Source organism: Eubacterium sp. AM46-8 (genome assembly GCF_003466705.1).
Lineage (GTDB): Bacteria > Bacillota > Clostridia > Lachnospirales > Lachnospiraceae > Lachnospira.
Genome location: NZ_QSEU01000007.1, coordinates 85,346 through 110,064 on the forward strand (window position 1 = coordinate 85,346; position 24,719 = coordinate 110,064).

Annotated in this window: 25 protein-coding genes and 1 pseudogene; 2 read left to right on the forward strand and 24 right to left on the reverse strand. The window is 36.8% G+C overall.

Going from position 1 to position 24,719, the window contains the following annotated elements:
* Positions 1 to 37: 37 nt before the first annotated feature.
* From DW963_RS06425 to DW963_RS06470, 10 genes are all read right to left on the reverse strand, one after another.
* Positions 38 to 1,645: a mannitol dehydrogenase family protein gene (locus DW963_RS06425; RefSeq protein WP_117914420.1), complete on the reverse strand. Its 1,608-nt coding sequence runs from the start codon at positions 1,643 to 1,645 to the stop codon at positions 38 to 40.
* Positions 1,646 to 1,684: 39 nt separating this feature from the next.
* Entirely contained in the window at positions 1,685 to 2,752 is a 1,068-nt protein-coding gene (gene uxuA / locus DW963_RS06430) for a mannonate dehydratase (protein WP_041688990.1), read from the reverse strand.
* A 136-nt stretch (positions 2,753 to 2,888) separates the two neighbouring features.
* Positions 2,889 to 4,103, reverse strand: a complete 1,215-nt coding sequence (locus DW963_RS06435; protein ID WP_117914422.1) for a VanZ family protein — start codon at positions 4,101 to 4,103, stop codon at positions 2,889 to 2,891.
* 3 nt (positions 4,104 to 4,106) lie between these two features.
* Complete coding sequence (locus DW963_RS06440) at positions 4,107 to 5,291, reverse strand: pyridoxal phosphate-dependent aminotransferase (protein WP_117914424.1); 1,185 nt, start codon at positions 5,289 to 5,291, stop codon at positions 4,107 to 4,109.
* A gap of 287 nt (positions 5,292 to 5,578) precedes the next feature.
* Entirely contained in the window at positions 5,579 to 5,998 is a 420-nt protein-coding gene (locus DW963_RS06445; RefSeq protein WP_117914426.1) for a hypothetical protein, read from the reverse strand.
* Positions 5,991 to 6,581, reverse strand: coding sequence for an HD domain-containing protein (locus DW963_RS06450; RefSeq protein ID WP_502694405.1), 591 nt, complete (start codon positions 6,579 to 6,581; stop codon positions 5,991 to 5,993). Before DW963_RS06450 ends, DW963_RS06445 begins: the two co-directional genes overlap by 8 nt.
* A gap of 34 nt (positions 6,582 to 6,615) precedes the next feature.
* Positions 6,616 to 6,918 carry a Dabb family protein gene (locus DW963_RS06455; RefSeq protein ID WP_117914428.1) on the reverse strand — a complete coding sequence of 101 codons (303 nt, stop codon included), beginning with the start codon at positions 6,916 to 6,918 and terminating at the stop codon, positions 6,616 to 6,618.
* Positions 6,919 to 6,930: 12 nt separating this feature from the next.
* Complete coding sequence (locus tag DW963_RS06460) at positions 6,931 to 7,740, reverse strand: HipA domain-containing protein (RefSeq protein ID WP_117914430.1); 810 nt, start codon at positions 7,738 to 7,740, stop codon at positions 6,931 to 6,933.
* A 13-nt stretch (positions 7,741 to 7,753) separates the two neighbouring features.
* The gene (locus DW963_RS06465) at positions 7,754 to 8,290 is read right to left on the reverse strand and encodes a helix-turn-helix domain-containing protein (protein WP_117914432.1); all 537 of its coding nucleotides are present in this window, start codon (positions 8,288 to 8,290) and stop codon (positions 7,754 to 7,756) included.
* Positions 8,291 to 8,455: 165 nt separating this feature from the next.
* Positions 8,456 to 9,739, reverse strand: coding sequence for an O-acetylhomoserine aminocarboxypropyltransferase/cysteine synthase family protein (locus tag DW963_RS06470; protein WP_022098872.1), 1,284 nt, complete (start codon positions 9,737 to 9,739; stop codon positions 8,456 to 8,458).
* A 172-nt stretch (positions 9,740 to 9,911) separates the two neighbouring features.
* On the opposite strand from DW963_RS06470, the gene DW963_RS06475 reads away from it, so the two are divergent.
* Positions 9,912 to 11,312 (forward strand): MATE family efflux transporter, encoded by a 1,401-nt coding sequence (locus tag DW963_RS06475; protein ID WP_117914434.1) that lies wholly within the window; start codon positions 9,912 to 9,914, stop codon positions 11,310 to 11,312.
* A gap of 670 nt (positions 11,313 to 11,982) precedes the next feature.
* On the opposite strand, the gene DW963_RS06485 is transcribed toward DW963_RS06475, so the two are convergent.
* From DW963_RS06485 to DW963_RS06510, 7 genes are all read right to left on the reverse strand, one after another.
* Positions 11,983 to 12,642 carry an HAD family hydrolase gene (locus DW963_RS06485; RefSeq protein ID WP_117914435.1) on the reverse strand — a complete coding sequence of 220 codons (660 nt, stop codon included), beginning with the start codon at positions 12,640 to 12,642 and terminating at the stop codon, positions 11,983 to 11,985.
* Positions 12,643 to 12,877: 235 nt separating this feature from the next.
* Positions 12,878 to 13,291, reverse strand: a complete 414-nt coding sequence (locus tag DW963_RS06490; protein WP_158568638.1) for an ECF transporter S component — start codon at positions 13,289 to 13,291, stop codon at positions 12,878 to 12,880.
* Positions 13,276 to 13,446 carry a hypothetical protein gene (locus DW963_RS13285; protein ID WP_158568640.1) on the reverse strand — a complete coding sequence of 57 codons (171 nt, stop codon included), beginning with the start codon at positions 13,444 to 13,446 and terminating at the stop codon, positions 13,276 to 13,278. The genes DW963_RS06490 and DW963_RS13285 overlap by 16 nt, the downstream gene beginning before the upstream one ends.
* Before the next feature lie 96 nt (positions 13,447 to 13,542).
* Positions 13,543 to 14,643 carry a restriction endonuclease gene (locus DW963_RS06495; protein WP_117914439.1) on the reverse strand — a complete coding sequence of 367 codons (1,101 nt, stop codon included), beginning with the start codon at positions 14,641 to 14,643 and terminating at the stop codon, positions 13,543 to 13,545.
* Positions 14,586 to 15,233, reverse strand: a complete 648-nt coding sequence (locus DW963_RS06500) for a hypothetical protein (RefSeq protein WP_117914441.1) — start codon at positions 15,231 to 15,233, stop codon at positions 14,586 to 14,588. The genes DW963_RS06495 and DW963_RS06500 overlap by 58 nt, the downstream gene beginning before the upstream one ends.
* Before the next feature lie 12 nt (positions 15,234 to 15,245).
* Positions 15,246 to 15,560 carry a type II toxin-antitoxin system RelE/ParE family toxin gene (locus DW963_RS06505; protein WP_117914443.1) on the reverse strand — a complete coding sequence of 105 codons (315 nt, stop codon included), beginning with the start codon at positions 15,558 to 15,560 and terminating at the stop codon, positions 15,246 to 15,248.
* Positions 15,550 to 15,843 carry a type II toxin-antitoxin system RelB/DinJ family antitoxin gene (locus DW963_RS06510; RefSeq protein WP_022098866.1) on the reverse strand — a complete coding sequence of 98 codons (294 nt, stop codon included), beginning with the start codon at positions 15,841 to 15,843 and terminating at the stop codon, positions 15,550 to 15,552. Before DW963_RS06510 ends, DW963_RS06505 begins: the two co-directional genes overlap by 11 nt.
* A 143-nt stretch (positions 15,844 to 15,986) precedes the next feature.
* On the opposite strand from DW963_RS06510, the gene DW963_RS06515 reads away from it, so the two are divergent.
* Complete coding sequence (locus tag DW963_RS06515) at positions 15,987 to 16,283, forward strand: hypothetical protein (protein ID WP_117914445.1); 297 nt, start codon at positions 15,987 to 15,989, stop codon at positions 16,281 to 16,283.
* Between the two features lie 7 nt (positions 16,284 to 16,290).
* Here DW963_RS06515 and DW963_RS06520 read toward each other — a convergent pair whose 3' ends face one another.
* The 7 genes and pseudogenes from DW963_RS06520 to metF form a co-directional block, all read right to left on the reverse strand.
* Positions 16,291 to 17,433, reverse strand: a complete 1,143-nt coding sequence (locus DW963_RS06520) for a Gfo/Idh/MocA family protein (RefSeq protein ID WP_117914447.1) — start codon at positions 17,431 to 17,433, stop codon at positions 16,291 to 16,293.
* Positions 17,434 to 17,456: 23 nt separating this feature from the next.
* The gene (locus DW963_RS06525) at positions 17,457 to 18,536 is read right to left on the reverse strand and encodes a Gfo/Idh/MocA family protein (RefSeq protein ID WP_117914449.1); all 1,080 of its coding nucleotides are present in this window, start codon (positions 18,534 to 18,536) and stop codon (positions 17,457 to 17,459) included.
* On the reverse strand, positions 18,526 to 19,149 hold the full coding sequence (locus tag DW963_RS06530) for an MBL fold metallo-hydrolase (RefSeq protein WP_117914451.1): 624 nt from the start codon (positions 19,147 to 19,149) through the stop codon (positions 18,526 to 18,528). Before DW963_RS06530 ends, DW963_RS06525 begins: the two co-directional genes overlap by 11 nt.
* A gap of 3 nt (positions 19,150 to 19,152) precedes the next feature.
* Positions 19,153 to 19,713 (reverse strand): carbonic anhydrase, encoded by a 561-nt coding sequence (locus DW963_RS06535; RefSeq protein ID WP_117914453.1) that lies wholly within the window; start codon positions 19,711 to 19,713, stop codon positions 19,153 to 19,155.
* A 139-nt stretch (positions 19,714 to 19,852) separates the two neighbouring features.
* Positions 19,853 to 22,690, reverse strand: coding sequence for a pectinesterase (locus DW963_RS06540; RefSeq protein WP_117914455.1), 2,838 nt, complete (start codon positions 22,688 to 22,690; stop codon positions 19,853 to 19,855).
* 114 nt (positions 22,691 to 22,804) lie between these two features.
* Positions 22,805 to 23,661 (reverse strand): annotated as a pseudogene (locus DW963_RS06545) (deoxyribonuclease IV).
* Between the two features lie 119 nt (positions 23,662 to 23,780).
* The gene (metF, locus tag DW963_RS06550; protein WP_117914458.1) at positions 23,781 to 24,656 is read right to left on the reverse strand and encodes a methylenetetrahydrofolate reductase [NAD(P)H]; all 876 of its coding nucleotides are present in this window, start codon (positions 24,654 to 24,656) and stop codon (positions 23,781 to 23,783) included.
* Positions 24,657 to 24,719: the final 63 nt, after the last annotated feature.

Below are 24,719 nucleotides of genomic sequence, written 5' to 3' on the forward strand. Positions count from 1 at the left end.
GGCCTTTCTTATACTATGAGCCTGCTTGTTATATATATTAAAGGTATTTTTTAAGTGTATTTCTTACAGCACCCTTTCCTGCTATCTCTTCAACAAACATCTCTTCTATTTTATCGCCAATTCCTGCTTCATATAAATTTATACCAAATATATTGGCATTTGACAATAAATTCTTAAGCTGTCCTGTATAAGATGATATGTCACCTATTTTTATACCTGATAAATGCTTCTTTAATTCATCCGCCATCGGATCTGGAGACAATTCGAAGCTTTCGCCATTATCATCAATTCCAAGAAGATATCTGCACCATCCTGCAATTGCCAATGGAATCGCTAATAATTCTTTGGCACTTCCATCCTTTGCGACATATGACTTAATTGTTTCACCATATCGTATTCCTACCTTCTGTGAAGTATCTGTCGCTATTCTTTGCGGTGTATCAGGCATAAAAGGATTAGGTATTCTTACATTAAGAACTTCATCCACAAACTTCTGTGGTGAAATAATCTCCGGATTAATTACCACAGGCATTCCCTCAGATAACCCAATTCGTCTCACAAGCTCTGAAAGTTCCTTGTCTTTCATTTCATCAGCAATCAGATTATATCCTAATAAGCAGCCATATACTGCTAAGGCTGTGTGTAACGGATTAAGGCAGGTTGTTACTTTCATTCGCTCAACCTTATTAACTGTCTGTCTGTCAGTCATAAACACACCTGCTTTTTCAAGCTGAGGTCTGCCATTAGGGAACCTGTCTTCTATTACAAGATACTGTGGTCCTTCAGCATTTACAAATGGAGCAATATATGTCTTCTTAGATGTTATCACCGGACTCATATCCTCAACACCTGCTTCCTCTAATGCTTTAGCAACACTATCTGCTGGTCTTGGTGTTATTTTATCAATCATAGACCATGGAAATGATACGAGCTCCTCATTATTCACATAATCAACAAAATCATTACCAACAAATCCTTTTTTATTCCACTCAGTTACCATCTCGGTTATCGAATTTCTAAGTTTCTCTCCGTTATGTGAGCAGTTATCCATTGATACAACTGCAATCGGTGCCTTACAGGCTTTAAAACGTTCATGCAAAAGTGCTGCTGTTACTGCCATTGCTGATGTTGCTTTTTCTGGTCCATTATCAATGTCTTCCCTGATAAAAGAGAAAAACTCTCCTTTAGAATCCTTCAACGCATAACCTTTTTCTGTAATAGTAAATGACACCATCTGAAGCCCAGGGTCAGCAAATATCTCCTTTAATCTTTCCCATTCCTTCTGCGAATATGATTGTGCCTTAATAGCTTCTGTAAGTGAACCAAGTACCTTTTTTTCTGTATTTCCATCCTCCTTCAATGTAACAGCCATAACAAGATTATCAAATGGCTTATATATTTTATCTACTACATCGAAGTCAAATGTTTCAACACATGTAATGCCTTTATCTGAAACTCCTTGTTCTAATAATGAATCTGCAATTCCACCAATGAATATCCTGAAAATATTACCTATACCAAAATGTACCCATACAGGTGACTTTTTTGTATCCTCTGCAACCTTTTCAACATCATATGAAGGCAGCTTTATGCCAGCCTTTTCCCAATCTGTCGTATTCTTAATACCATTTATTGAAAGTTTCATAATATCCTCCATTATGTCATAAAAACCCAATGTTAATAATTACTTTGATGATTTATCAATAGCTTCCCATAAGCCATTAAGGTATGTTGCACCTAAAGCCCTGTCATATAAACCATAACCTGGCATAGCCACCTCATCCCATATCATTCTTCCATGGTCTGGTCTTATAATGCCGTCAAAACCTGTATCATATAATGTTTTCATAATCTTATACATATCCATAGAACCATCAGATGATAAATGTGCTGCTTCTTCAAAATCCCTAGGTGAATTATATTTAAGGTTTCTCACATGTGCAAATGGTATTCTTCCTCTGCACGCCTTGATAATCTCACAAATATCATTATTCTGGTTAGAGCCAAATGAACCCGTACAAAGTGTTATTCCGTTATATGGTTTATTTACAGCATCAAGAAGTTTTGTAACAGAATCCTTACCTGTCATAATTCTTGGAAGTCCAAATATAGGCCACGCAGGATCATCCGGATGAATCCCCATCTTTATATCATACTTCTCACATACCGGACCAATTGCTTCCAGAAAATATACCAGATTATTAAACAGCTTTTCTGCGTCAACATCTTTATACATTTCAAAAAGTTCTTTTAATCTGTCAAGACGCTCTGGTTCCCATCCTGGCATTACGAATCCATTAGACATCTTTGCAACTGATTCCTTCATATGCTCCGGATCAATCATATCAACTGTATCCTGATTATATGCAAGCACCGTTGAACCATCAGCTCTTTCTCTTGCAAGTTCTGATCGTGTCCAGTCAAATACAGGCATAAAATTGTAACATACCACATGAATATCCGCTTCTCCAAGAGCCTGCAGAGTCTTTATATAATTGTCAATGTGCTCATCTGCCTTAGCTGTGCCAATCTTAATATCATCTGACACATTAACAGATTCAATACCAGCGATTCCCAACCCGGCATCTTCAACAATCCTTTTAAGCTCCGCTATTTCCTCTGGAAGCCACCGCTCCCCAGCCTGCTTACCAAAAAGCGTTGTAATAACATTCTTTACGCCTGGAATCTGTCTGATCTGCTTAAGTGTTACGCTGTCGTATCCTGGTCCATACCATCTCAATGTCATATCCATAACAAAAATCCTCCTTTTACATAACAACATTATTATTCTGTACCATATTTGCATAATTATTTGCTATGTGTATACTAACATGTCAGTTCTAACATGTCAATGTATTTTTTGAGTTTATTTTGTTATGTTTTTCAATTTATTTTGATATCTTTTCCTTCTGCTTCACCATATTGACATGCGTAATTCCCATCACCCTGTCATAAAACATCTGCCGTGTACTGCTGAACAGACATAATATGAAATCTATTGCAAAATATGCCGTAACCATAAGGCACAATACACATACTGCTATACTGACAGAGAATCTCCACCCATCAGCCATAAGTGCTGCATGATAAAGATTATATGCATATACAGGAGAAGGCAGGCTTATAACATACAGAATAAAATATCTTCCCATAAGCCTGAAAACATTCACTATTCTGTGAGTATCAGCTTCAATAATCTCAGCTTCGTAATCTGCTGCCTTATTATCAGCTTTCTTACTCTCTGCCCTCACCAATCTTATATTAACCAGTGCCTTACCAATCGTCCTTCCTTTAGTAAGCCTTGTTACTATTGCAAATGCAATAGTTATATATACCGCTATGACAACCATATATCTCACATCGTACACAGCAGTCATAAACTTTTCTTTGTCTATTGCAAAAAATACGGCAACTGGTGCCATTATTACAAGCATATCCAACGCCCATGCTATTATTCTTCTGAATTCCGACACAATCTGTCCTCTGTTGTAAGCAACTTCATCCATTCTGTCACGTTTTGGAAGCATGAAAACAACCGCTGGAGTAACCCAGAAGCCCACCATTCCTCCAAGTGTGTTACATATCAGGTCGTCCACTTCAAAGAATCTGTATGGATAAGGATATATTCCATACAAACCTGACAACTGCGTAAGCTCAAAAAACAGGCTGTAGCAGAATGACATTATAAGCACCTGCCACCATTTTCTCTTAAAATAGTATCTCAGATACACACCAAATGGCACTAACAGCAGAATATTGAAAGCAATCTGCCAGAAGTCACCACATTTGAACAGATTAATATATGTTGCCGGATTCGATAAAGTAATATTCACAGTAGCAACAACTCTTCTTACTGCGTCAAATGGCACCAACAGCATACATGCCGAATCCGGTGTCACTGAATCAATCGGAGGCAGCGGAAGCACTGTCATAAAATATGAGGTAATCATGTAGAATATAAATGTGTACACAACCCCTGTTCTTATTACAAGTATCGAGCCATATTTATGATATTCGTATATTATGTACGGCAGTGTGAAAAGCACGGCAAGAACCGGGAACACATAACATGCCGAAATTATCGGTTTTAAATATATTTCCATGAATTATCTCCAGTCCACATTCTTGGCATTCATCGCTTTTTCTTTAAGTGTTGCCAGTCTCTTTATTGCTTCATTAAGTGTATCGTCCTGCTTTGCGAAATGAAATCTCACAAGATTATGCACATCTTCCCTGAAAAAGCTTGACCCCGGAACTGCCGCCACACCAACGAACTGTGTCATCCATTCGCAAAATTTCACATCATCTTTAACTCCGAATTCACTCACATCAACAAGCACATAATATGCCCCCTGTGGGTCTGTGTATTTTAATCCCAGCTTCTTAAGACCGCCTACAAATACCTCTTTCATATGTGCATAATGTGCGGCAAGTTCATCATAATATCCATCACCAAACTCTAATCCCACAACTGCTGCCTCCATCAATGGTGCGGCTGCACCAACTGTAAGGAAATCATGTACCTTTTTAACTCTGTCGATTATCTGTGGGTTAGCAATAACATAACCTAATCTCCATCCTGTTATTGAGTATGTCTTAGACAGTGAATTGCACACAATTGTTCTTTCTCTCATGCCCTCAAGCGCCTGCATATAAATATGCTTATTAGGTGCATATACAATATGCTCATACACTTCATCTGTAACAACATATGCGTCATATTTCTTTGCAAGTTCAGCAATTGTCTGCATTTCCTCCATTGTGAACACCTTACCGCATGGGTTGGAAGGATTGCACAGAATTAATGCCTTAGCACCCTGCTTAAATGCATCTTCTAACTTTTCCTTATCAAAATGAAATTCTGGTGGAACTAATGGAACATATATCGGCTCTGCACCTGAAAGAATTGTATCTGCGCCATAATTCTCATAGAAAGGCGAGAATATTACGACTTTCTCTCCCGGATTAGTAATACTGAGCATTGTAGCCATCATTGCCTCTGTACTTCCGCATGTGACAACAATCTCTGTCTCAGGGTCAATCTTAACACCAGAAAAATGTTCATATTTCTTAGCAACTGCATCTCTGAAATTCTTAGCTCCCCATGTCAATGCATACTGATGAGGGCCTTCGCCTGCCACTCTTGCAAGTCTGTCTGTTATAGCCTTTGGTGGCTCAAAATCAGGAAATCCCTGTGATAAATTAACCGCACCATATTTATTAGCAACTCTTGTCATCCTTCTGATGACAGAGTCTGTAAAATTTGCTGATCTGTTACTTAATTCTTTCATGTAAATGTGTCCTCCATTATTTAAGTATTTTCATAATTTCAATGCCATTTATTATAGCACTGTTCACAAAATTCTCACAAACTTTCCAACTCATTTTCACATTTCCCATTTAATATTAACAATGTCGAAAGACAACAGACAAACTTTTTCATAAAAAAGATGGCTGAATAATCTCCCAATACAGCAGCCATCGGATGTTTGAAAAACATTTTTCCCCCTCATAAAGAGAGCCGGGATATACGAACTTCAACCCCATTGTCAGTCCGTATATCCTGGCTCTCTTCATATTATTCAGCTATGTATTCCCTGACCTTCTTCTCACTATCGAGTCTGCACGCAACAATCGTCGACATAATCATGTAACGCACAACACCCTTAGCGATTTCTTCCTCATAACGGCACTTCATATCGATGGGATATCCCGATACAAGAAAATGTATCTGGTATTTGTCAGCATGTCTTGATATAAATGCACTTACATACAATCCATTAAGAACCGCAGTGACAATCTCATCATCCATCACAGCTATATTGACCTTATATCCCGGTGATGAAAATGAAACGACACCGTCTCTGTTATGAAATCTTCCATCTGCAATCTCCGCAATGGAATAATCTTTCGCATGGTTCATCATCGCTCCAAGCACTGGCATTTCAAGGTCATTCTCAATTATATAATTGTAACAATCTGTTGGAGTATTAAACATTTTCCTTCTCCATCTCTTCATTAATAGTGTCTTCTGAGACTGCCATTGCTGCAAGAGTCTTCGTCAGAAGTTCATCAAGTTCCCAGCCAAGCTGCTCTGCTCCACGCTCAATTACCTCTCTTGAACATCCTGCAGCAAAGCCCTTGCTCTTATATTTCTTCTTTAATGACTTAAGTTCCATGTCCTTAGTACTCTTTGATGGACGCATAAGCGCTGCTGCCCATATAAGTCCTGTAAGCTCGTCCGCTGCAAAAAGCACTTTTTCCATCTCATGCTCAGGTGCAACATCAACTGTAATTCCATAGCCATGAGAAACTACTCCATGAATTATATCCTCTGATACGCCGCCCTCTCTTAAAAGTTCTGGTGCTTTGATACAATGCTGCTCTGGATAAAGTTCAAAATCAATATCATGAAGAAGTCCTACGATTCCCCAATACTCTGCATCATCACCGTAGCCAAGTTCATTAGCATACCATTTCATGACTGCTTCTACCGTAAGCGCATGCTGAATATGAAATGGGTCTTTATTGTATTTCTTAAGTAATTCAAATGCATCGTTTCTTGAAATGTATTCCATCATTATGTCCTCCACTATTGCTGTATATGATAAATCTTTAAATTTCGTAATCCATGCACGATCTGATTGCTGTGTATGGTCTTACTTTGCTGTCAGCAACTTCCACATGCTTCGGATGTACTGCATAAGCCTTTAAGCTTTCAACATCATCAAATGTTGTATCCAACATTACATCTGCTGTTGAGCTTGGAAGGCACTCTGTTCTTACCTTTACCTCAACGAGCCCCGGAATCTGTCCTGCCAGTCCTTCAAGTCCTTCTTTGATTCCTGCCTTAACCTGCTCCTTTTCTTCACCTGCAAGTTCGTCCTTTAATTTCCATAAAATAATGTGCTTTACCATATTGTACGCTCCTTATCTGAATAAATATTGATATTTGTTCATCTGATTGTATATGATTAATTCCACTCTTTGTCTTACTTCCTGTGGATATATATCTGCACTATTAACTATATCGCTTACATTCTTTTTAGTAAATAGAAAATGCATTTCCTGTCCATATAGATTTTCAGCCATATCCAATTGTTCATCGAAATCCTGACTTATACTTTTACTTTTTACCTCTGGTATCATCTGATAAATATCCTGTCCCATAGGATAATCCATTGTTGTATCTGACAAAAGACCTGCCCCATTGTCAAACACAGGGCAATAATTGTATTCACCTTTCCCATTCATCAGAACTGCAATATTATGCATATGCCTGTCCTCATTTAAGAAAAATGCATCTATAGTAAATAATCTGCATATATACTCACCAAAATTATTAAGCCCTGTTATATTCTTTACAGTGTTTACAAGAAATTCAAGTCTTTCCTTCACATCACTCATATGCCACAAAACACTTGTAAGGCTCTCATTATATACATTTTTAAAAAGTCTCTCCAATGTAATTATCTGCCAGTCATCATCTATAAAAGTTCTACTCCTGACCCCATTATATATCTGTCTTTTGTATTTAATCTGTTCGGGTTCATATAATACATACTCGTCTTCATTAAGATTAGTATACTTTAATAAATGTGATATAACATATTCTGCAAACCCTTCGTATCCCGTATAGTCAGCTTTATACCATATATCATCATTTTCCCATTTCAACTGATTTCCCTTAGATGACTGGCGCGAACTGGTTCTTATATTCTGTTCAAAAAGTTCGACCATACTATTACCTCTTTCACTTCTCAATCTTTAACCAGAAATCATCCTCTGCCATACGACCTTGCGTCTTTTGTATTATCATAAATGTGTCATAAAACGGAAGTCCAATATCCTCCAGCACAAGCTTCATCTTATCTCTTGTTCTTGGAAAACTTCTTGACTCAAGAAATTCCTTATAGTCATTGTAATCAGGATTTTCATTAACGCCAAATGCCCGAAACATAAGCTTATCTGTATAATTCTTTATCCTTACAAGCTGTCTGGCATCATCAACATCTATCAGTGTACAGATGTCATCCTTATACATATAAAACATTCTGACAGGAAATTCTTTCTCCGGTATTATCAGTCTGTTCACATAATCAGGATAATCCTTAATCATCTTAGAAAGTAAAACAATTGGACCTGTAATCTTAGCATTTTCTTTTTCCCATCGTTCTATTGTCGGTTTCGATGTTCCTACAAGACTGGCAAATTCTTTCTGTGTCAGTCCAAGATTCTTTCTCAGATTCTTAATATCCTCAGATGTAATATAATCTTTTAATGCAAACATTGTGTCACTTCCTTTCAGTCCTTGATAAATAATGACTTTTCATAACCCGAGTGTACCATGTACACATTTTATTGTAAACAAAAAGTCGTTAAAATGATGACTTTTATTTATAATAATCTCATCATTTTAACGACTTTATTCATATAAAAATATTTCTCACTTAAATCAGATAGCTTCCAGCGCCTGTGCAATATCCGCAATCAGATCCTTCTTATCCTCAAGTCCACATGAGATACGGATAAGTCCTGCTGGAATTCCAGCGGCTTTAAGCTGCTCATCATTCATCTGTCTGTGTGTTGATGTTGCAGGGTTAAGGCAGCATGTTCTCGCATCTGCTACATGAGTTTCGATAGCTGCAAGCTTTAAATTCTTCATAAACTTCTCTGCAGCCTCTCTTCCACCCTTTAACTCGAATGAAACTACTCCGCAGCCGCCATCTGGCATGTACTTCTTAGCTGTCTCATAGTACTTGTTAGAAGGAAGTCCCGGATAATTAACGAATTCAACCTTATCCTGCTTCTCAAGAAATTCTGCAACAGCCTGTCCGTTTTCAACATGTCTTGGCATACGCACATGAAGTGATTCAAGACCAAGATTTAATATAAATGCATTCTGTGGAGACTGTATACAGCCTAAATCTCTCATAAGCTGCGAAGTACATTTTGTTATAAATGCGCCTTCTTTACCGAACTTCTCGGCATATGTAATTCCATGATATGATTCATCAGGTGTGCAGAGTCCAGGGAACTTGTCTGCATGTGCCATCCAGTCAAACTTTCCGCTGTCTACGATAGCTCCACCGACTGCTGCTCCATGTCCGTCCATATATTTAGTTGTTGAATGTGTTACAATATCTGCTCCCCATTCAATTGGTCTGCAATTAACTGGTGTTGGGAATGTATTATCGACGATAAGTGGTACACCGTGTGCATGTGCTGCATTTGCAAACTTCTCAATATCTAATACTGTAAGTGCAGGATTGGCAATTGTCTCACCAAATACTGCTCTTGTGTTGTCCTTGAACGCTGCATTAAGTTCTTCCTCTGTGCAGTCAGGGTCAACAAATGTTGCTTCAATTCCCATCTTCTTCAAAGTAACATCAATAAGGTTAAATGTTCCTCCATATATAGAAGATGATGCTACTATATGGCTTCCAGCTTCGCAAATATTAAATAAAGCGAAGAAATTAGCTGCCTGTCCTGATGAAGTAAGCATTGCTGCACTTCCACCTTCAAGGGCTGCAATCTTAGCTGCCACATAATCATTAGTTGGATTCTGAAGTCTTGTGTAGAAATATCCACTTGCTTCAAGGTCAAAAAGTTTTCCCATATCCTCACTTGTATCATACTTAAATGTAGTAGACTGGATTATAGGAATCTGTCTTGGTTCACCATTTCCAGGAGTATAGCCTGCCTGGACGCATTTTGTGTTAATTGAATAATTATCCATATTTCCCTCCGGCTTTATATGTTTACATGACATGAATTATATCACAAACGCAAAGCATATAACAGCACATTTTAATAATCTGGCTACACATTTATTAACATAATATGTTATGATATCAATTATGCTATTATCAGTTTTTAATAATATTGTATAATAATTAAGAGGTTTTATTATGAATAATCAGTCAGCGACTATGAACACAAAAGATAATCCGCTTGGATATAAAAAAGAATCCACTCTGCTTGTTGGTTTTGCAATTCCATGCATTATTTCAATGCTTGTGACAGCGCTTTACAATATTGTCGACCAGATATTTATCGGTCAGGGAATCGGCATGCTTGGAAATGCTGCTACTAACATCGCATTTCCACTGTCAACAACATGTACGGCTATTTCGCTTCTTCTTGGTATAGGAAGTGCGACTAATTTCTCACTGCATCTTGGCGCCGGTGAAAAACACGAATCTGAAAAATATGCCGGTAACGGTATTGTACTTATGGCATTGTTTGGAATATTTCTGTTCCTTGTAACCACTATATTCTTAACACCACTGCTTAAATTCTTTGGTGCAACTAAAGATGTACTTCCTTATGCAAAGGCATATACAAGAATCACTGCGTTTGGCTTTCCCTTCTTAATTGCCAACACTGGTATGAGCAAGCTTATTCTTGCAGACGGAAGCCCGCGATATTCAATGACTTCTATGCTTGTCGGTGCTATTGTGAACACTATTCTTGACCCATTGTTTATCTTTGTTTTCAACATGGGAATGACCGGTGCGGCACTTGCAACAATTACAGGTCAGATAATTTCATTTTCAATCAGCCTGCGTTATATGTTTCATTTTAAGACAATCAAACTTGGCAGAGAAAGCTTTGTTGTATCATTTGACCACTGCAAGAAAATATTTATTCTTGGAGCAAGTGCATGCTTTAACCAGATTGCAATGACTGTTGTACAGATTGTTATGAACAATACGCTGTCACACTACGGCGCACAATCAATATACGGTGGAGACATTCCTCTTGCCTGCGCCGGAATTATAACTAAAGTTAATATGATTTTCATGTCATTTGTTATCGGAATATCTCAGGGAACACAGCCTGTTATAGGTTTTAACTATGGTGCAAAGAAGTACGCCCGTGTAAGAAAAACTTATCTTCTTGCACTTGGTGCAGCTTCTGCCCTGTCTTTAATTGCATTTGCATGCTTCCAGCTATTCCCAAGACAGATTATCAGCATATTTGGTAACGGAAGCGACCTGTACTTTAAATTCTCTGAAAGATATTTCAGAATATATATGTTTCTGACAATTGTTAACGGCATCCAGCCTGTGACTTCCAATTTCTTTAATTCAATTGGCAAATCACAGCTTGGTGTATTTATGTCACTTACAAGGCAGATTATTTTCCTGTTGCCACTTATCATTATATTTCCTATATTCATGGGAATTGACGGTGTTATGTATGCCGGACCTATAGCAGACGCTGCCGCCGCTATCGTATGCGGATACTTTACTATAAGAGAATTAAAAGAATTAAAAAAGCTGGAAAATGATGTGACTAAATGTTAAAATATAAATTGTGCGTGTATTCGTATATTGAACGGATTATTTTTAAAAGCGCTGTCGGTGTTGCATCCGGCAACGGAATCGATATTATTGAAATAATAAAAATGCTGACTCAGCAATGTACGCTGACAAACAACTCTTCCACCATCGGTGATTGTTGCTATACCTCATGTAAGTGTTAATTTAAGCCGCCAGCTTAACTGCTGGCGGCTTTTTTCTCATTTTTGGGGGATGTAGTGGTAAATCTTGGCTTTTTGAGGCAGGGCTTCCTATAAGAAAATAAATATATTGCATCTTATAGGCTGATTTGCCCTCTTACGCTGTCTAAAATGTGGTTTTAGAGTTAGATTTCCTATAAGATTGCTGATCATAGTTACTTTATAGGTGTAATTTGCAACTAATATAGTAGTCGATATTATTTTTGACCTATAAAGGCTTTGGATTTGCGACTACTGATAGGTATCATGTGGTTTTCTGCCAAAATTCTTCATCAAATTCCTTTTCCATCTTCATCACAAGTGTCACCTGATTAAGATTTGTAACCTCTATTAATTGTGGTTCAACCCATCCTTCTGATTTCCATACATCAAGAATTGTTGGAAAACCTTAGCCAGCATTATCTCCAAATCCCACTAATCTAAGCATCGTTTGCATTTCCTTATATTAAAATACTTTACTCCAATTTATCTAATGCCTCTAACAAATTTGTTATACTATCTACACCACATGAATTCTCTTTGTTAAATCTATTTAACCAAATTGCTTTAATTCCAACTGACGAAGCACCTTTTACATCACTACTTAAAGAATCGCCTATATGAATCACTTCATCAGCATGCAATCCCGTGGTATTCAATGCAAGCTCAAATAACTCTTTTCTTGGCTTATAGGCTTTGGCATCCTCAGATGTAAATATTCCCGATGGGGATAATTGATGAAATTCTATTGCTCTTAAAACATCATTAGCATCAATATTTGATACTATATAAATAGGTAATGGACTAATTTCAAAAAACTTCTTTGACTCCTCAAAAATAGGAGGTTTCACCCAATGTTCAAACATATAATTACTTAACTTATCAATATTCTCATTTGAAGCAAACTTTTCCAATGTATGTTTAATAGACTTCTTTTCTAACGCTCTTTGTGTTTCAAATGTATTCCCATACGAATTATTAAATAAATTCTGAAAATCCTTCCACCAAAAAGAGTCTACTTCTGATGGGCTCTCTGCTTTTCCAGTTTCATATATTAACTGTGAGATTTTCTTTACCACTTCTCCATCTTCATGTACCACTGTTCCGTAAAAATCCAGAAAAAATGCTTTAATCATTTTCTATCTCCACATCTGTTTTTTATAGTCTACCTTTTAACATCTACAATACTATTATTATATGCTAATACTACCAATTGATTTAATTATATCATAGCATAACAGCAGCTATTAAGCATTATAAACTTAATAATGTATAGGGAAGTAAAAACTTCCTCGTGTATCAACCACGAAAAAGGGTGATACCCAAAAGTACCACCCTACAGACTATATATCTATTCTCCTCTACTTGTAATCAATTATTATTTCTGCCAAGAATCTTAGACATTCCTGTTGCCACAAAAAGATATACAACCATATTAACTACCGACTTAAGTAGAAGTCCTGGTGCTGAAGCTAATCCTGCTGCAAAGCTGCCTGCTATTATTGCACCAAATACAACATATCCTAATGTCATGAAAAGTAATGTAACAACTGCACCAACAATTCCTTTTACTGAAATAACCTTACATCTGTCAAACTTACTTTTCATATTGCCAAATATTGCGCATGCTATTATTGGCATGATGGTCTTTATTATAAGTGTTGGAAGTGCCCATACTGCAAATCCAGTTAATATATCTGCCATTGCAGAACCGATTCCTCCTGCGAGTGCGCCAACAACTGGTCCGAAGAAAAATGCACATATAAGTATTACGCTGTCTCCCAAATGTGCATATCCCAAAGGATAGGAATCTGTACCACCATTGTTGCAACACATGTAAGTGCCATAAATACTGCTGTTATACACATCTGTGTTACAGTAATATGAAATCCTTCTTTCTTAATCCCCTGCTGTACTAACTGTGTCTGTTGTGCTTCCATTTTATCTGCCTCCTATATCAACATACTTTAATTGCACATAAGAATAACAGATAAAGTGACATGTGTACATTGTCATTTTGAGTTAAATTTATATGGTCAGATTAAGTTAATATTACCCTTATTTATTAATTTAGCTTCTTTTAAATCTATCTTAGCTTTATGTCCATGTTTTTCTAATAACCCTAATAGTTCAGCCCCATTTATAAGCTGAATTGGTTTACCCTTTGCAAATTCATACGCATCATTACCATAATTTGATGTTGTAACAAGAATTCCTTTCATTGCTCCCTCATTCATCAAAGTTCCATATAAATCTCTTACTGCAGATACACCAACAACATTTGTATATCTTTTTGCCTGAATTACAATCTTGCCACCTCTTATTGGGTCTGGGTCAAAAACAACAGCATCTACCCCTCCATCTCTGCTTGCCTGAGTTATTTTTACTTCTCCTCCTGAACTATTAAATTCTTCTTGAAAAATTTCTCTTATCAAATTTTCAAAATCCTGCCAATCTATTGATGCCAAATTAACTTCATCATTTATTTCGTTTACAACATTATACCCCTCAACAAACCTTTTATCTTCCTTATTCAATCTTTGTATTGGTTGTATAGGTGTAATTTGTGCTATTTTAGCTGCTGATATTCCTTTTTCTTTCTTAAACCATTCTCTTGCATCAATTGACTTTAAATTAAGCATTTTGAAATTTTCTCTTGCTATACTAATAGATAAAATATATGCTGTAAATTCATTGCCCGTTGTCTTATCTATAGATTCTACAAATCCATTCAAAACTATATTATCTATCAAATCAAATTGATTATTGATATTAAACACTCTGTTTATATACATCAATATTATTTTGTAAATAGAATCATCATACATTTTCTGCATTTGAACATCATTAAAATAACTTTCTTTATATTCATGCCTTGACTTGATATACGCAACAGATTTTAAATTAGGATAATCTGTAACTAATGGCAAATTCACATCAATAACAACATTTCTTGTAGCTTTATCATATAAAACATCATATGTAGGTATAAAATTTATTGGCAATTTAATATCATTTAAAATAATAGAAACAAATTCATCAACAGAATTACCATTTGCAACTTCATTTCTAAATTCATCTATACCATGATTATATTCTTGTTGTTCATTTTCAAATTGTTTTTTTCCTCTTTCCATAAAAACATCTGGTGTTCATATATTTCATCTATATATTTATTTTTCTCTATAATTTCATTTTTAATTTTTTCCCAATCTTTATGATCATCATTATATACTTGTCTGTTTTTTTCATTAAATTCCCTTTGTTTTTTACCAGATAATACTGCCCAAAAATTCAACTTTGGATTATATTTTGAATCTGAAGGCAATGGCTCTCTTGGAATTTCATATTTTTTTGACATATATGGTTTATTTTTTGAAAAATAATCTTTTTTCTTTAACTTCTCAAAATCATACATTTCGCATTCCAGCGAATTGATTAATATATTACCTATATCAGCGCATTGTTCCTCTGCCTGCTTGGTTAATATCTGAGCATTTAATATAGCTCTTTGATCATCCTTTACTCTATTTTCTCTTTCTAATCTTTTTTCTTCTGCAATTTTTCTATTTCTTTCGATTTGCAATTTTCTCTGCCACTGTTCTTCCCATTGTTTTATTTGTATCTGTTCTTTATATGCAATCTCATATCTTGAATTTCCATATATTGTTTTTGTTTTATTCAACCCACTATGTACAATTGTTTTACTAAAATTATATCTTGCCATATTTATTATCCCTCAGTTAATCTTATTCTCAAAATCCTGTAACTCATGAAAAATCCCATCTATATAAACGGTTGTATCTTCCACTCTATACAACATAAAATATCTATGGAATTTAAAGCCTATCCTTCTATATCCTAAACTTCTCAATTTTTCGTTATCACATAATTTTAAACTTCCTGCAACCTCTGCTAATATATCTTTAGTATATTCAAAATCATCAAGGAGACTTGCTGCTGCCTGTTGATTCTTTTTTTCATATAATATGTATTCAATATACTTTTGCATATTTTCTTTAGCATCATTAGTAACAACCACTTTATATGCCATACTTTGTCCTCATATCTGCAACAAAATCACCTGCTTCTGAATATTCTCCATTCTTTGACTGATCTCTTGACTTTGCTAATCTGTCAAGAACTTCCTTTTCCGAAATAGCAATGTAAGGATTAGCTGCCACTTTCTTTATCTCAAATGGAAATCCATTATTAGCAACTGCCTGTGTTAAAAACATTCTTATAGCCGTTGTAGTATCTGTTCCTAATTCTTTAAATAAATTATCTGATTTAATCTTCAAATCGTCATCCACTCTTACTTGAATCGTACTTGACATAAAAACACCTCCATATTCATATAGCACACTATTTTAATGCTACATCATTACAAATGTAATATATCACAATACATTATGTTTTTCAAATATTTATGCTATAATAAACAGACATATTACGCACCACAAACAAGGAGTCACATTTTATGAAACCCAAATCAGATTTAAGCAGACAATTATATGAATTAATGCTGCAAAGAGGTTATGAGAAAAATTTCTGTGATATTGTCACTAAGAATCTCAATACTGATTTCACTGCCAGCCGCATGATTGGTTATCTCTATCATTACGACCACCCTCCTGTTGAGGAGATAGCTGATGAAATGATTTCCATTCTAAGCGACAGAAACCGTATCATGCAGAAAAAAGAGCTTGAAGAAACTAATGCCAGGTGGAACGATTTTCTGCTCCACGGCTTTAACAACGAAGAAGAGGAAGAATAGACTGAATCTATTCTCCCTCTTCTTTCTTAATCAATTCATCCATAAGCTCTTTATAATCTGAGGCTTCAAGCGGAAGTTCTACTTTTATGCCTTTGCATGCTGAATAATAGGCACTGGCACACAACATGAGTGAATTAATTCCCTCACTACCCTTAACGGTCAGATAAGACTCATCACCTTTAAGCACCGCATTTGCAAAATTTTCAAATAACTGTGCATATGGCTCAGATGCCTTCTCGAACTGTATAGTTTCCTCTGTAAATGTCATATTCTGCCTTGAGTTGACTTCTTCGTTCTTGATATACTCACATACATCTCTGTGTCTTGTAATGGTGAGCGTGTCGTCTTCCAGAAGAATTCTTGCCTTCGTTCCTATAATCTCAAGTCGCTCTTCGTGACAGGCTTCGCCTGTGGATAGTATAAATGTGCCTGTCTTTCCATTGTCGTATTCCATAACGATAGTAGCCTCATCATCTACTATAAAGTCGTTGTATTTTCCAAATGGAATCGCTGCAAAAAGTTTCTGTGGCATTCCAAACAGGTACTGATACATATCAAGAATATGCTGTCCCTGATTGATTAGTGCTCCACCGCCTTCACCTGCAAAGCTGCTTCTCCATGAGCCAGATTTATGATAGTATGAGGTTCTTAAATATCGTGAATTAATAAGACATACCCGCTTTATATCTCCTAATTCACCATTGTCTATCATCTGCTTAATCCTGATGTATTTAGGGTAAAGCCTCTGGTGAAATATCATTCCATATATTCTGCCACTTTCACTGGCAGCCTTCTGCATTGCAAGTGCCTCGCCTATATCTGCCGCTGCCGGCTTATCACATAACACTGCTTTTCCCTTTGCAAATGCTTTCAAAGCCAGTTCTTTATGAGTTTTATGAGGAGTTGCTATAATAACTGCATCATAACATGATTCTCCTGTCTCAAATAATTCTTCTGCACTCCTGAATATCCTTGCATTATCACCATCAGTATTAACAAGTGATTCGCCCCATTCAATAAGTTCATCTCTTCTTATAACCACAGCTGATAATTTCATATGCGGAACTTCTCCCGCTGTTATCATTCTGGCATATTTCTTTCCAACACTTCCTACACCTATAAGTGCCACCTTTAACAATTCTTTCTGCATACCATGTACCCCGTTTCATTATATTAACTATGCACCACTTCTCCTGTTTCCACAGCCTTCTTCAGTAAGATGGCGGCATACGCATCTGCAAGGGCATCCTCCATACTATATGGTGCAGACGCATTTCCTCTGCTATACTCTGCCGTATTCTTCATCATCACTGCGATTGCTGTTTCATCTTCTGACAGACCACACAATCCAAATTCCGGCTCATATATAATCTTATTATTAAATGAAATTTTCTTAATTTCACGAATCTTCTCAAAATTAGGATTAGAATTTCCTGTGTTAATCACATGGGAATCCGTTACGATTCTGCCAGCCTGACATTCATTATTCTCATCAAGATAATATACACAGTCATCAACAAGCTCACCTCTTACACCCTGAACTTTAAGCGTATTCTTCCTGATTGGTGACCTGTACTGCTCCGAATCAAAATCATACCATGCCACTTTCCCGCTTTCGAATTCAAATGTGGCGACGCATCTTTTCTTTCCTGCAATCCTGCCATCAGTGAACTTATCATATCTTGTAAGAGTCTGTGTTGTAGGAAACTCATATGTCTTAGCTGAAACTGTATACTTCTCTCCCGGATTAACTCCAAGAAATGCTCTTATAAGACTTATTCCATGATATTCATGCGCCAGTGACACATTTACACAGCTGACATCACCAATAATTCCTTCATTAATAAGCTTTAATGCTGCTTTAATATTAGGATACTCCCTGTACTGTTCAGCAACCACCTGTTTCTTACCACATTTGTAATAAGAATACAGTTTATTGAGCGAATCCGTATCAAGTGCCGCCGGAGTCTCTGATAAAACAGTTATTCCACGGTCAAGCCATTCCATTGAAACATCACATATGGCGTCCTTCTTAACAGCCACAACTGCAAAATCAGGTTTATATGCCGCGCATTCTTCTATAGATGTAGTTGTATGTATCTGATACTGACCGGCAATTAAGTCCGCTTTCTCCTGCGTCCTGCAATACATCGCATCAATACAGAATATTTCAGGCAGAGCCTTTGCTACGCGTACATAATATAAGGCCCGCCAGCCTGAACCGATTATAATAAAATGATATTTAGATCTCAATATACACCTCTCCCTTAACCCTTCTGTCATATATCTCACCAAGCCACCTCATAATAATCCCCTTTGGCTTTTCAAAAGGTGTCCTGTGACTCAGCATGAATTTCTCCGCTTTAATGTTCTGTAATACATTTATTTCTTCTTTTAATATGCTTGCATTGTACAAGTTATGTCCGCATTTCTGCATAGCATATAATGCATCTCCAAGAAAGCACCACTCTTCGTTTACTTCCAACGCAACACAGCCCTTTGCATGGCTTGAAGGCAGTGGAAATATGTGAAGTGACACATCTCCGTCCTGAATATATATGTCCTCCTGTACAATCACACCTTTTTCCGTATGTCTATAAGTGTACTTTCCCTGATATATTTCATTGCAGGCTATATCCGGCAGGCCGCCTGTATGGTCTTCGTGAAAATGTGACAATATAACATTAACATTTCTTCCTTCACGGAATTGTTCTATTACCTGTGGAATATCAGGGTGGTTGCCGACATCATACAGCCACAGTGCTTCCTTCCCCTGTATCATCACCACATTTGCAGATAGTGGATTCTCTGTTGGGGATATATACGATATTAAATTATTTAGTCTGATAATGTTACATTCATCCATTCTTTACTCCAAAAACTCCACATGCCCGTCCTCAAGATGGTACACAGCCCCGATAACCTCAAGACCTTTCTCCTCAAGAAGCTTCATATCTGTATTCTCCTCTATCACCTTAACACTGTGCTTTACATTGAGACAGGTTGCAATATACTCATCTTTCTCTTCCTTAATAGCTTCCCTGATATCGTCAGTTATATACTTGATATGTCCGTCAGGGTCATGCTTTATTGCCGCTTCAACTGCACCGCAATGATTATGTCCAAGCACAACCACCAGCTTACAGTCAAGATGGTCTGCTGCATATTCAATACTTCCAAGCTGATGCGAATCCACTACATTTCCTGCCACACGGATAACAAAAAGTTCCCCTATTCCCGCTGAGAATATTGCTTCCGGTACCTGCCTTGAATCCGAACAGCACAGAACAATCGCATATGGATGCTGACCATTCTTTAGGGTTTCAACTCGTCTTTCCAATGAAACATCTCCTGGATTGCTTGTAACATTAATAAATCTTTTATTACCCTCTATTAATCTTGACTTTGCTTCACTTGCTGGTATTGACATATTATTCCGCCTTTCACAACTTACTTTCCTACAGTTTAACAGAATTTTACCCATATTAAAACCCCGTCTGCAATATACCACATATGATATATAACAGGCGGGGCTGATTATTTTATTCTAAATCATATCAAGTTTTGTGTTACTTAAATGCTTTTAGAGAATTTTTTGATTTTGCAACAGTCATTCCAATCGCTAATCCGGATACTACCATTAACATAATAAGAATTCTCATATCAGATGAATCTCCTGTTGGCACTACATCAACTGAACTATCTGGAACATCTTCTCTGTCATCTGTATCTTTATTAATATCATCATTACCATTATTAATGTCATTATCTGGTACATCAACAACTTCTCCTGTTACACCCTTGTAATCTACGCTTACAGAATGAATAGTAACTCTGTTACCAGACTTTCCTGCACCAGATGTACCTGTATGCTGGAATCCTATTCCACTGTAACTGTTTACTTCATTCTCAAATACATGGCTTAAATGTACCTCATGAGGCATGATACTGCTTGCTGAGTCCTGAGATGTTGTTGTTGTAACATCTGCTGTAAATGTATTGCCAGTCACATCAAGCTTAATTGTGCATCCTGGAAGAAATGCTGTTGATATGACTGAATCCTCAAGCGGAATTGCAACTCCATTCTTATATTCCATCAATGTAAATGTGCATGACTTAGCTGCAAAGCTACTAAGGGCTGGATCACTTATAGATGGTACTCTGGCAATTCTTAAGCCATAACCAGTCATTGTTTTTGCATCATATTTGAAATAGATATCTATGAACTGTTTAGCACTACCGAAGCCCTGTGCTCCTGTTTTATGAGGAGAAAGAGTCAATGTCATTGACATATCTTTTCGAGCAGTATCATCAACATATACAAGTCTTGCACCCTGTGTAGTTGTCTGAAGTCCCGTAGTTCCTGATGCTCCTGATGCTCCCTGTGCATATGTATATGGACGCTCACCTGAAACAGGCTTATATGCTTTGTCACTCCACTCTCCACCTTCTCTGTATTCAGCAGGCAGATAGAATCCTCCATACCAATTACCGGCTTCAAGTGTGTTTTTCCATTCATAATTATTCTCTTCTGTATCATTCTCAGCTTCAATATATGCAAGATGCTCAAGATCAACATTATATGACTGTTTCTGTTCATCTGCTACATATGCTGACTTGATAAGTTCAGAAGCTGCAGTAAATACTGAACTGCCTTCTACTGAATTCGAACGCTTTGGTATAACTTCACAGATAATATAATGATTAACATCATCTAAGCGGAGTACATATGAAGAGTATGGCTTAGCATCACTATCTACATATGTTGTCTGTGCAACGAGGACTTTATCTGTTCCTTCTTTGTCTGTAGCACGATACCAGTTAATTATACTTTCGTCTGCTGCTTCACTATTATCTGTAAATGCATATGTTACATTAATCATTCCATTCTCAGGTGCTGATAAAACAGGTTTTTCTGATAATACAGGTGCCTCAAATATCTTAGGAGTAACTGTAAAATGTAATACTTTCTTCATTCCGTTGGTTGCTGTTGCAACAAGACAGCCTTTCTTATTGTCTAATGTTGAGTTGTCACCCTTTACTATTACAGTACCATCAGCCTGTGGTTCAATAACAAGCGTATCGTCTTCAGTACTCCATGTTACAGTCTTGTCATTGCCACCAAGAACAACAGGCGTAACCTGAAGTGAATCAGAAACATTTCCCTGAAGTACCGGAATAACATCCTTAGCAATTCCTGGATAGTCAAACTGGATATTCCATGTACCGGTTGGCATATAATCCTTCTGATTTAACGGATCCCATTCATCATAACCCGCACCATTTAAGAGATTATATATATTATATTCCCCATTATACTTAAATGCTTTCATCTGCTCTTCATCAGGAGTTACTGATAAATCCGAATAATCAGGACTGATTGTCAATGGCTGTCCATTAAGAGTATTATTAGAAACAATCTGTCTTATATCATCAGAAAAATTGCTCTGTTTCCATTCCATACCAGTCATGTCGCCCTTAAAATCACAGTCAATAAAAGCAAACGGTTTTGTATTCTTACATAATGTAATTGTTTTATTATCTGATAACTGTGTTGTAAATTCACAGCCTAAGAATGCCTGCATATAGAATGATGCTCCACCACAAGGAGTATTAGAAAACAGGCTAAACGTACAATTTTCAAATATCGTTATATAACCGGTTCCAAGCGAATCATCTGTACACTCAAGATGACAATCTTTTATAAGAGAACGCTTAGGTCTGTCATCTCTTGAGAAAAGATTAAGTCTTGATATAATGTTACAATTTTCAAAGAACCATTCATCCATATCTGTAATGCCAGGAACTTTAGTAACAGCCTGTGCCTGTGTAACAGCTTCCTGTCTCTTAGTATGATTCTTAGTAGTATCTCTTTCATACACTAGATCTACATTACAATAATTTCCGATTGTAAGGTCTTTTGCATGAAATCCGTCGCCTACACCAATTGTGTTAAAGTTACCATTAGCTCCTGCATTCTGTCCTCTGTCTGATGCAATTACTACATCATCACGATTACCAGTCATTCCTACAAGTGTTATATAAGCCTGTGGAATTATAAGACCTATAAGATCATTCTTATCACGATCTTCTGTCTTAGTATAATCGTCAGTCCAATATACATCCGGCTCAAGATAAATAATTGTTGGATTATCCTTTGTGCCAGGAATTGCATTAGCTACTGCTTCCTGAAGTGTCTTATATGAATATCCGCTTGAAGAAGCTAAATTCTGATTTACATATAATGCATGCTCTGAAAGAGTAATTGATTCACCATTATAGTAAATCGTCTGTGTATCATCGGCTTTCGTAAATGTAAGAGAGCCGATACCAGAACTAGTGAAGATGAGTGCAAAAGCCATCAAAAATGCGATAAAGGCCGATGCATGTTTCTTGTGTCTTAGCATATTCTATTCCTCCGTTCATTGTGATTATGAACCCATTATATCCAGATTGTACTAATATAAATACAAAAAAACAGTTCAAAAATCATAATAAAACGAAAAAACAGCATTTTCACATTATTTCTCTAAAAGCCACGCAATCTCTTCCTTGTAAGGAGGCTCTTTCTTATCAGTTCCTTCAACCGCAACCCATGGAGTCTCAAGAATCTTAGGCACATCCAGGAATCTTTCATCATGGACAAGTCTGTGAAGAGTCTCATATCCAATATTTCCCTTATCAATATTGGCATGTCTGTCCTTATGCGCTCCAAGCGGATTCATACTGTCATTAATATGAAATACTGCTATCTGGTCAAGACCAATCACCCTGTCAAATTCTGCAAATACTTCATCATAATGATTAACCAAATCATAACCAGCATCATTAACATGACATGTATCAAAGCACACTCTCAATCTGTCCTTCTTGTCGACGCCGTCATAGATTGCCTTAAGTTCTTCAAATGTCCTGCCTATCTCGCTTCCCTTGCCAGCCATTGTCTCAAGTGCAATATACACATCATCATCGTTCTGGTTAAGCACTGTATTAAGCCCCTTGATAATCTGTGCGATTCCGGCTTCAACTCCGGCATTGACATGGCTTCCCGGATGAAGCACCATTATATGGCTTCCCATGGCAGCAGTCCTTATAATTTCTTTTTCTAGAAATTCAACAGCAAGCTCATAAGTCTCCGGCTTAATTGTATTTGCAAGATTGATTATATAAGGTGCATGTACAATAATCTCCTCTATCCCATGTTCCTTAGCATACTTCCAGCCAGCTCTATATTAAGCTCACTTATTTCTTTTCTTCTTGTATTCTGTGGCGCACCTGTGTATAACATAAATACATTAGCCCCATAAGAAACTGCTTCCTTCGCAGATGCAAGAAACATTTCCTTACCTGCCATTCCCACATGACTTCCAAGCTTTATATTTGACATATATGATTCCTCCAATATTTAACTTTCTTTATTAATTAATGCTCTGCCCCATTAACTATAATGGGGGTGTTAACATCACTACAATTTCCTGTGTATACAAAACATTTATCTTAATCAACCACCTTCAGAATCTCAGAAAGATTATCCTGTATTCCCTTGGCAACTTGCGGTTTATTCATCGAATACACGTGAATATGATTAACACCATTAGCCATAAGATCTATTATCTGGTCTGTAGCATACACAATTCCTGCCTGCTTCATAGCAGCTTCTGTATCTCCAAATCTGTCTACAATATTCTTAAATCTTTCTGGAACATTACAGCCTGAAAGTTTAACTGCATTCTTCACCTGAACCTGTCTTGTAATAGGCATAATTCCCGGAATTATAGGTACTGCGATTCCAGCTTCACGCACTCTATACATAAAGTTAAAGAATATATTATTATCAAAAAACATCTGTGTTGTAAGATACTCACAGCCTGCCTCAACCTTTTTCTTAAGCCCCTCAATATCTGCCTGTTTACTTGCTGAATCCGGATGGACCTCAGGATAACATGCTCCACCCACACAGAAATCGCCATTCTCTTTAATTAATTTTACAAGCTCTGATGCATGTGAAAAATCTATAAATGCGTTTCCATTAAAATCTTTTGGCACATCACCTCTTAATGCAAGAATATTCTCAATCCCAGCCTCCTTCATCTGTGAAAGTGCCTGCTCTATGCTCTCTTTTGTTGCACATACACATGTAAGATGTGCTATCGTAGGAACATTGAACTTTTTCTGAATATCCCCCGCAAGTCTTATTGTATGTCCCTTAGTGCTTCCCCCTGCACCATATGTAACGCTCATATAGCTTGGCTGTAACTGTGCTATACCAAAAGCAGCCTTCTCCACATTAGCAAAATCCATATCCTTCTTAGGTGGAAACACCTCAAATGACAACGTAGTTTTATCCGATTCTAATAATTCTCTTATCTTCATAACCTGCCCCTGTAGATTTACATATTTTTCATATTATAACATATGCTTCCTGTATGTTATACA

Coding starts and splice junctions, on each gene's coding strand:
- DW963_RS06425 (WP_117914420.1), bottom strand. CDS start 1,645: ATGAAACTTTCAATAAATGGTATTAAGAATACGACAGATTGGGAAAAG.
- uxuA (WP_041688990.1), bottom strand. CDS start 2,752: ATGGATATGACATTGAGATGGTATGGACCAGGATACGACAGCGTAACA.
- DW963_RS06435 (WP_117914422.1), bottom strand. CDS start 4,103: ATGGAAATATATTTAAAACCGATAATTTCGGCATGTTATGTGTTCCCG.
- DW963_RS06440 (WP_117914424.1), bottom strand. CDS start 5,291: ATGAAAGAATTAAGTAACAGATCAGCAAATTTTACAGACTCTGTCATC.
- DW963_RS06445 (WP_117914426.1), bottom strand. CDS start 5,998: ATGTTTAATACTCCAACAGATTGTTACAATTATATAATTGAGAATGAC.
- DW963_RS06450 (WP_502694405.1), bottom strand. CDS start 6,581: ATGATGGAATACATTTCAAGAAACGATGCATTTGAATTACTTAAGAAA.
- DW963_RS06455 (WP_117914428.1), bottom strand. CDS start 6,918: ATGGTAAAGCACATTATTTTATGGAAATTAAAGGACGAACTTGCAGGT.
- DW963_RS06460 (WP_117914430.1), bottom strand. CDS start 7,740: ATGGTCGAACTTTTTGAACAGAATATAAGAACCAGTTCGCGCCAGTCA.
- DW963_RS06465 (WP_117914432.1), bottom strand. CDS start 8,290: ATGTTTGCATTAAAAGATTATATTACATCTGAGGATATTAAGAATCTG.
- DW963_RS06470 (WP_022098872.1), bottom strand. CDS start 9,739: ATGGATAATTATTCAATTAACACAAAATGCGTCCAGGCAGGCTATACT.
- DW963_RS06475 (WP_117914434.1), top strand. CDS start 9,912: ATGAATAATCAGTCAGCGACTATGAACACAAAAGATAATCCGCTTGGA.
- DW963_RS06485 (WP_117914435.1), bottom strand. CDS start 12,642: ATGATTAAAGCATTTTTTCTGGATTTTTACGGAACAGTGGTACATGAA.
- DW963_RS13285 (WP_158568640.1), bottom strand. CDS start 13,446: ATGGAAGCACAACAGACACAGTTAGTACAGCAGGGGATTAAGAAAGAA.
- DW963_RS06495 (WP_117914439.1), bottom strand. CDS start 14,643: ATGGAAAGAGGAAAAAAACAATTTGAAAATGAACAACAAGAATATAAT.
- DW963_RS06500 (WP_117914441.1), bottom strand. CDS start 15,233: ATGGCAAGATATAATTTTAGTAAAACAATTGTACATAGTGGGTTGAAT.
- DW963_RS06505 (WP_117914443.1), bottom strand. CDS start 15,560: ATGGCATATAAAGTGGTTGTTACTAATGATGCTAAAGAAAATATGCAA.
- DW963_RS06510 (WP_022098866.1), bottom strand. CDS start 15,843: ATGTCAAGTACGATTCAAGTAAGAGTGGATGACGATTTGAAGATTAAA.
- DW963_RS06515 (WP_117914445.1), top strand. CDS start 15,987: ATGAAACCCAAATCAGATTTAAGCAGACAATTATATGAATTAATGCTG.
- DW963_RS06520 (WP_117914447.1), bottom strand. CDS start 17,433: ATGCAGAAAGAATTGTTAAAGGTGGCACTTATAGGTGTAGGAAGTGTT.
- DW963_RS06530 (WP_117914451.1), bottom strand. CDS start 19,149: ATGGATGAATGTAACATTATCAGACTAAATAATTTAATATCGTATATA.
- DW963_RS06535 (WP_117914453.1), bottom strand. CDS start 19,713: ATGTCAATACCAGCAAGTGAAGCAAAGTCAAGATTAATAGAGGGTAAT.
- DW963_RS06540 (WP_117914455.1), bottom strand. CDS start 22,690: ATGCTAAGACACAAGAAACATGCATCGGCCTTTATCGCATTTTTGATG.
- metF (WP_117914458.1), bottom strand. CDS start 24,656: ATGAAGATAAGAGAATTATTAGAATCGGATAAAACTACGTTGTCATTT.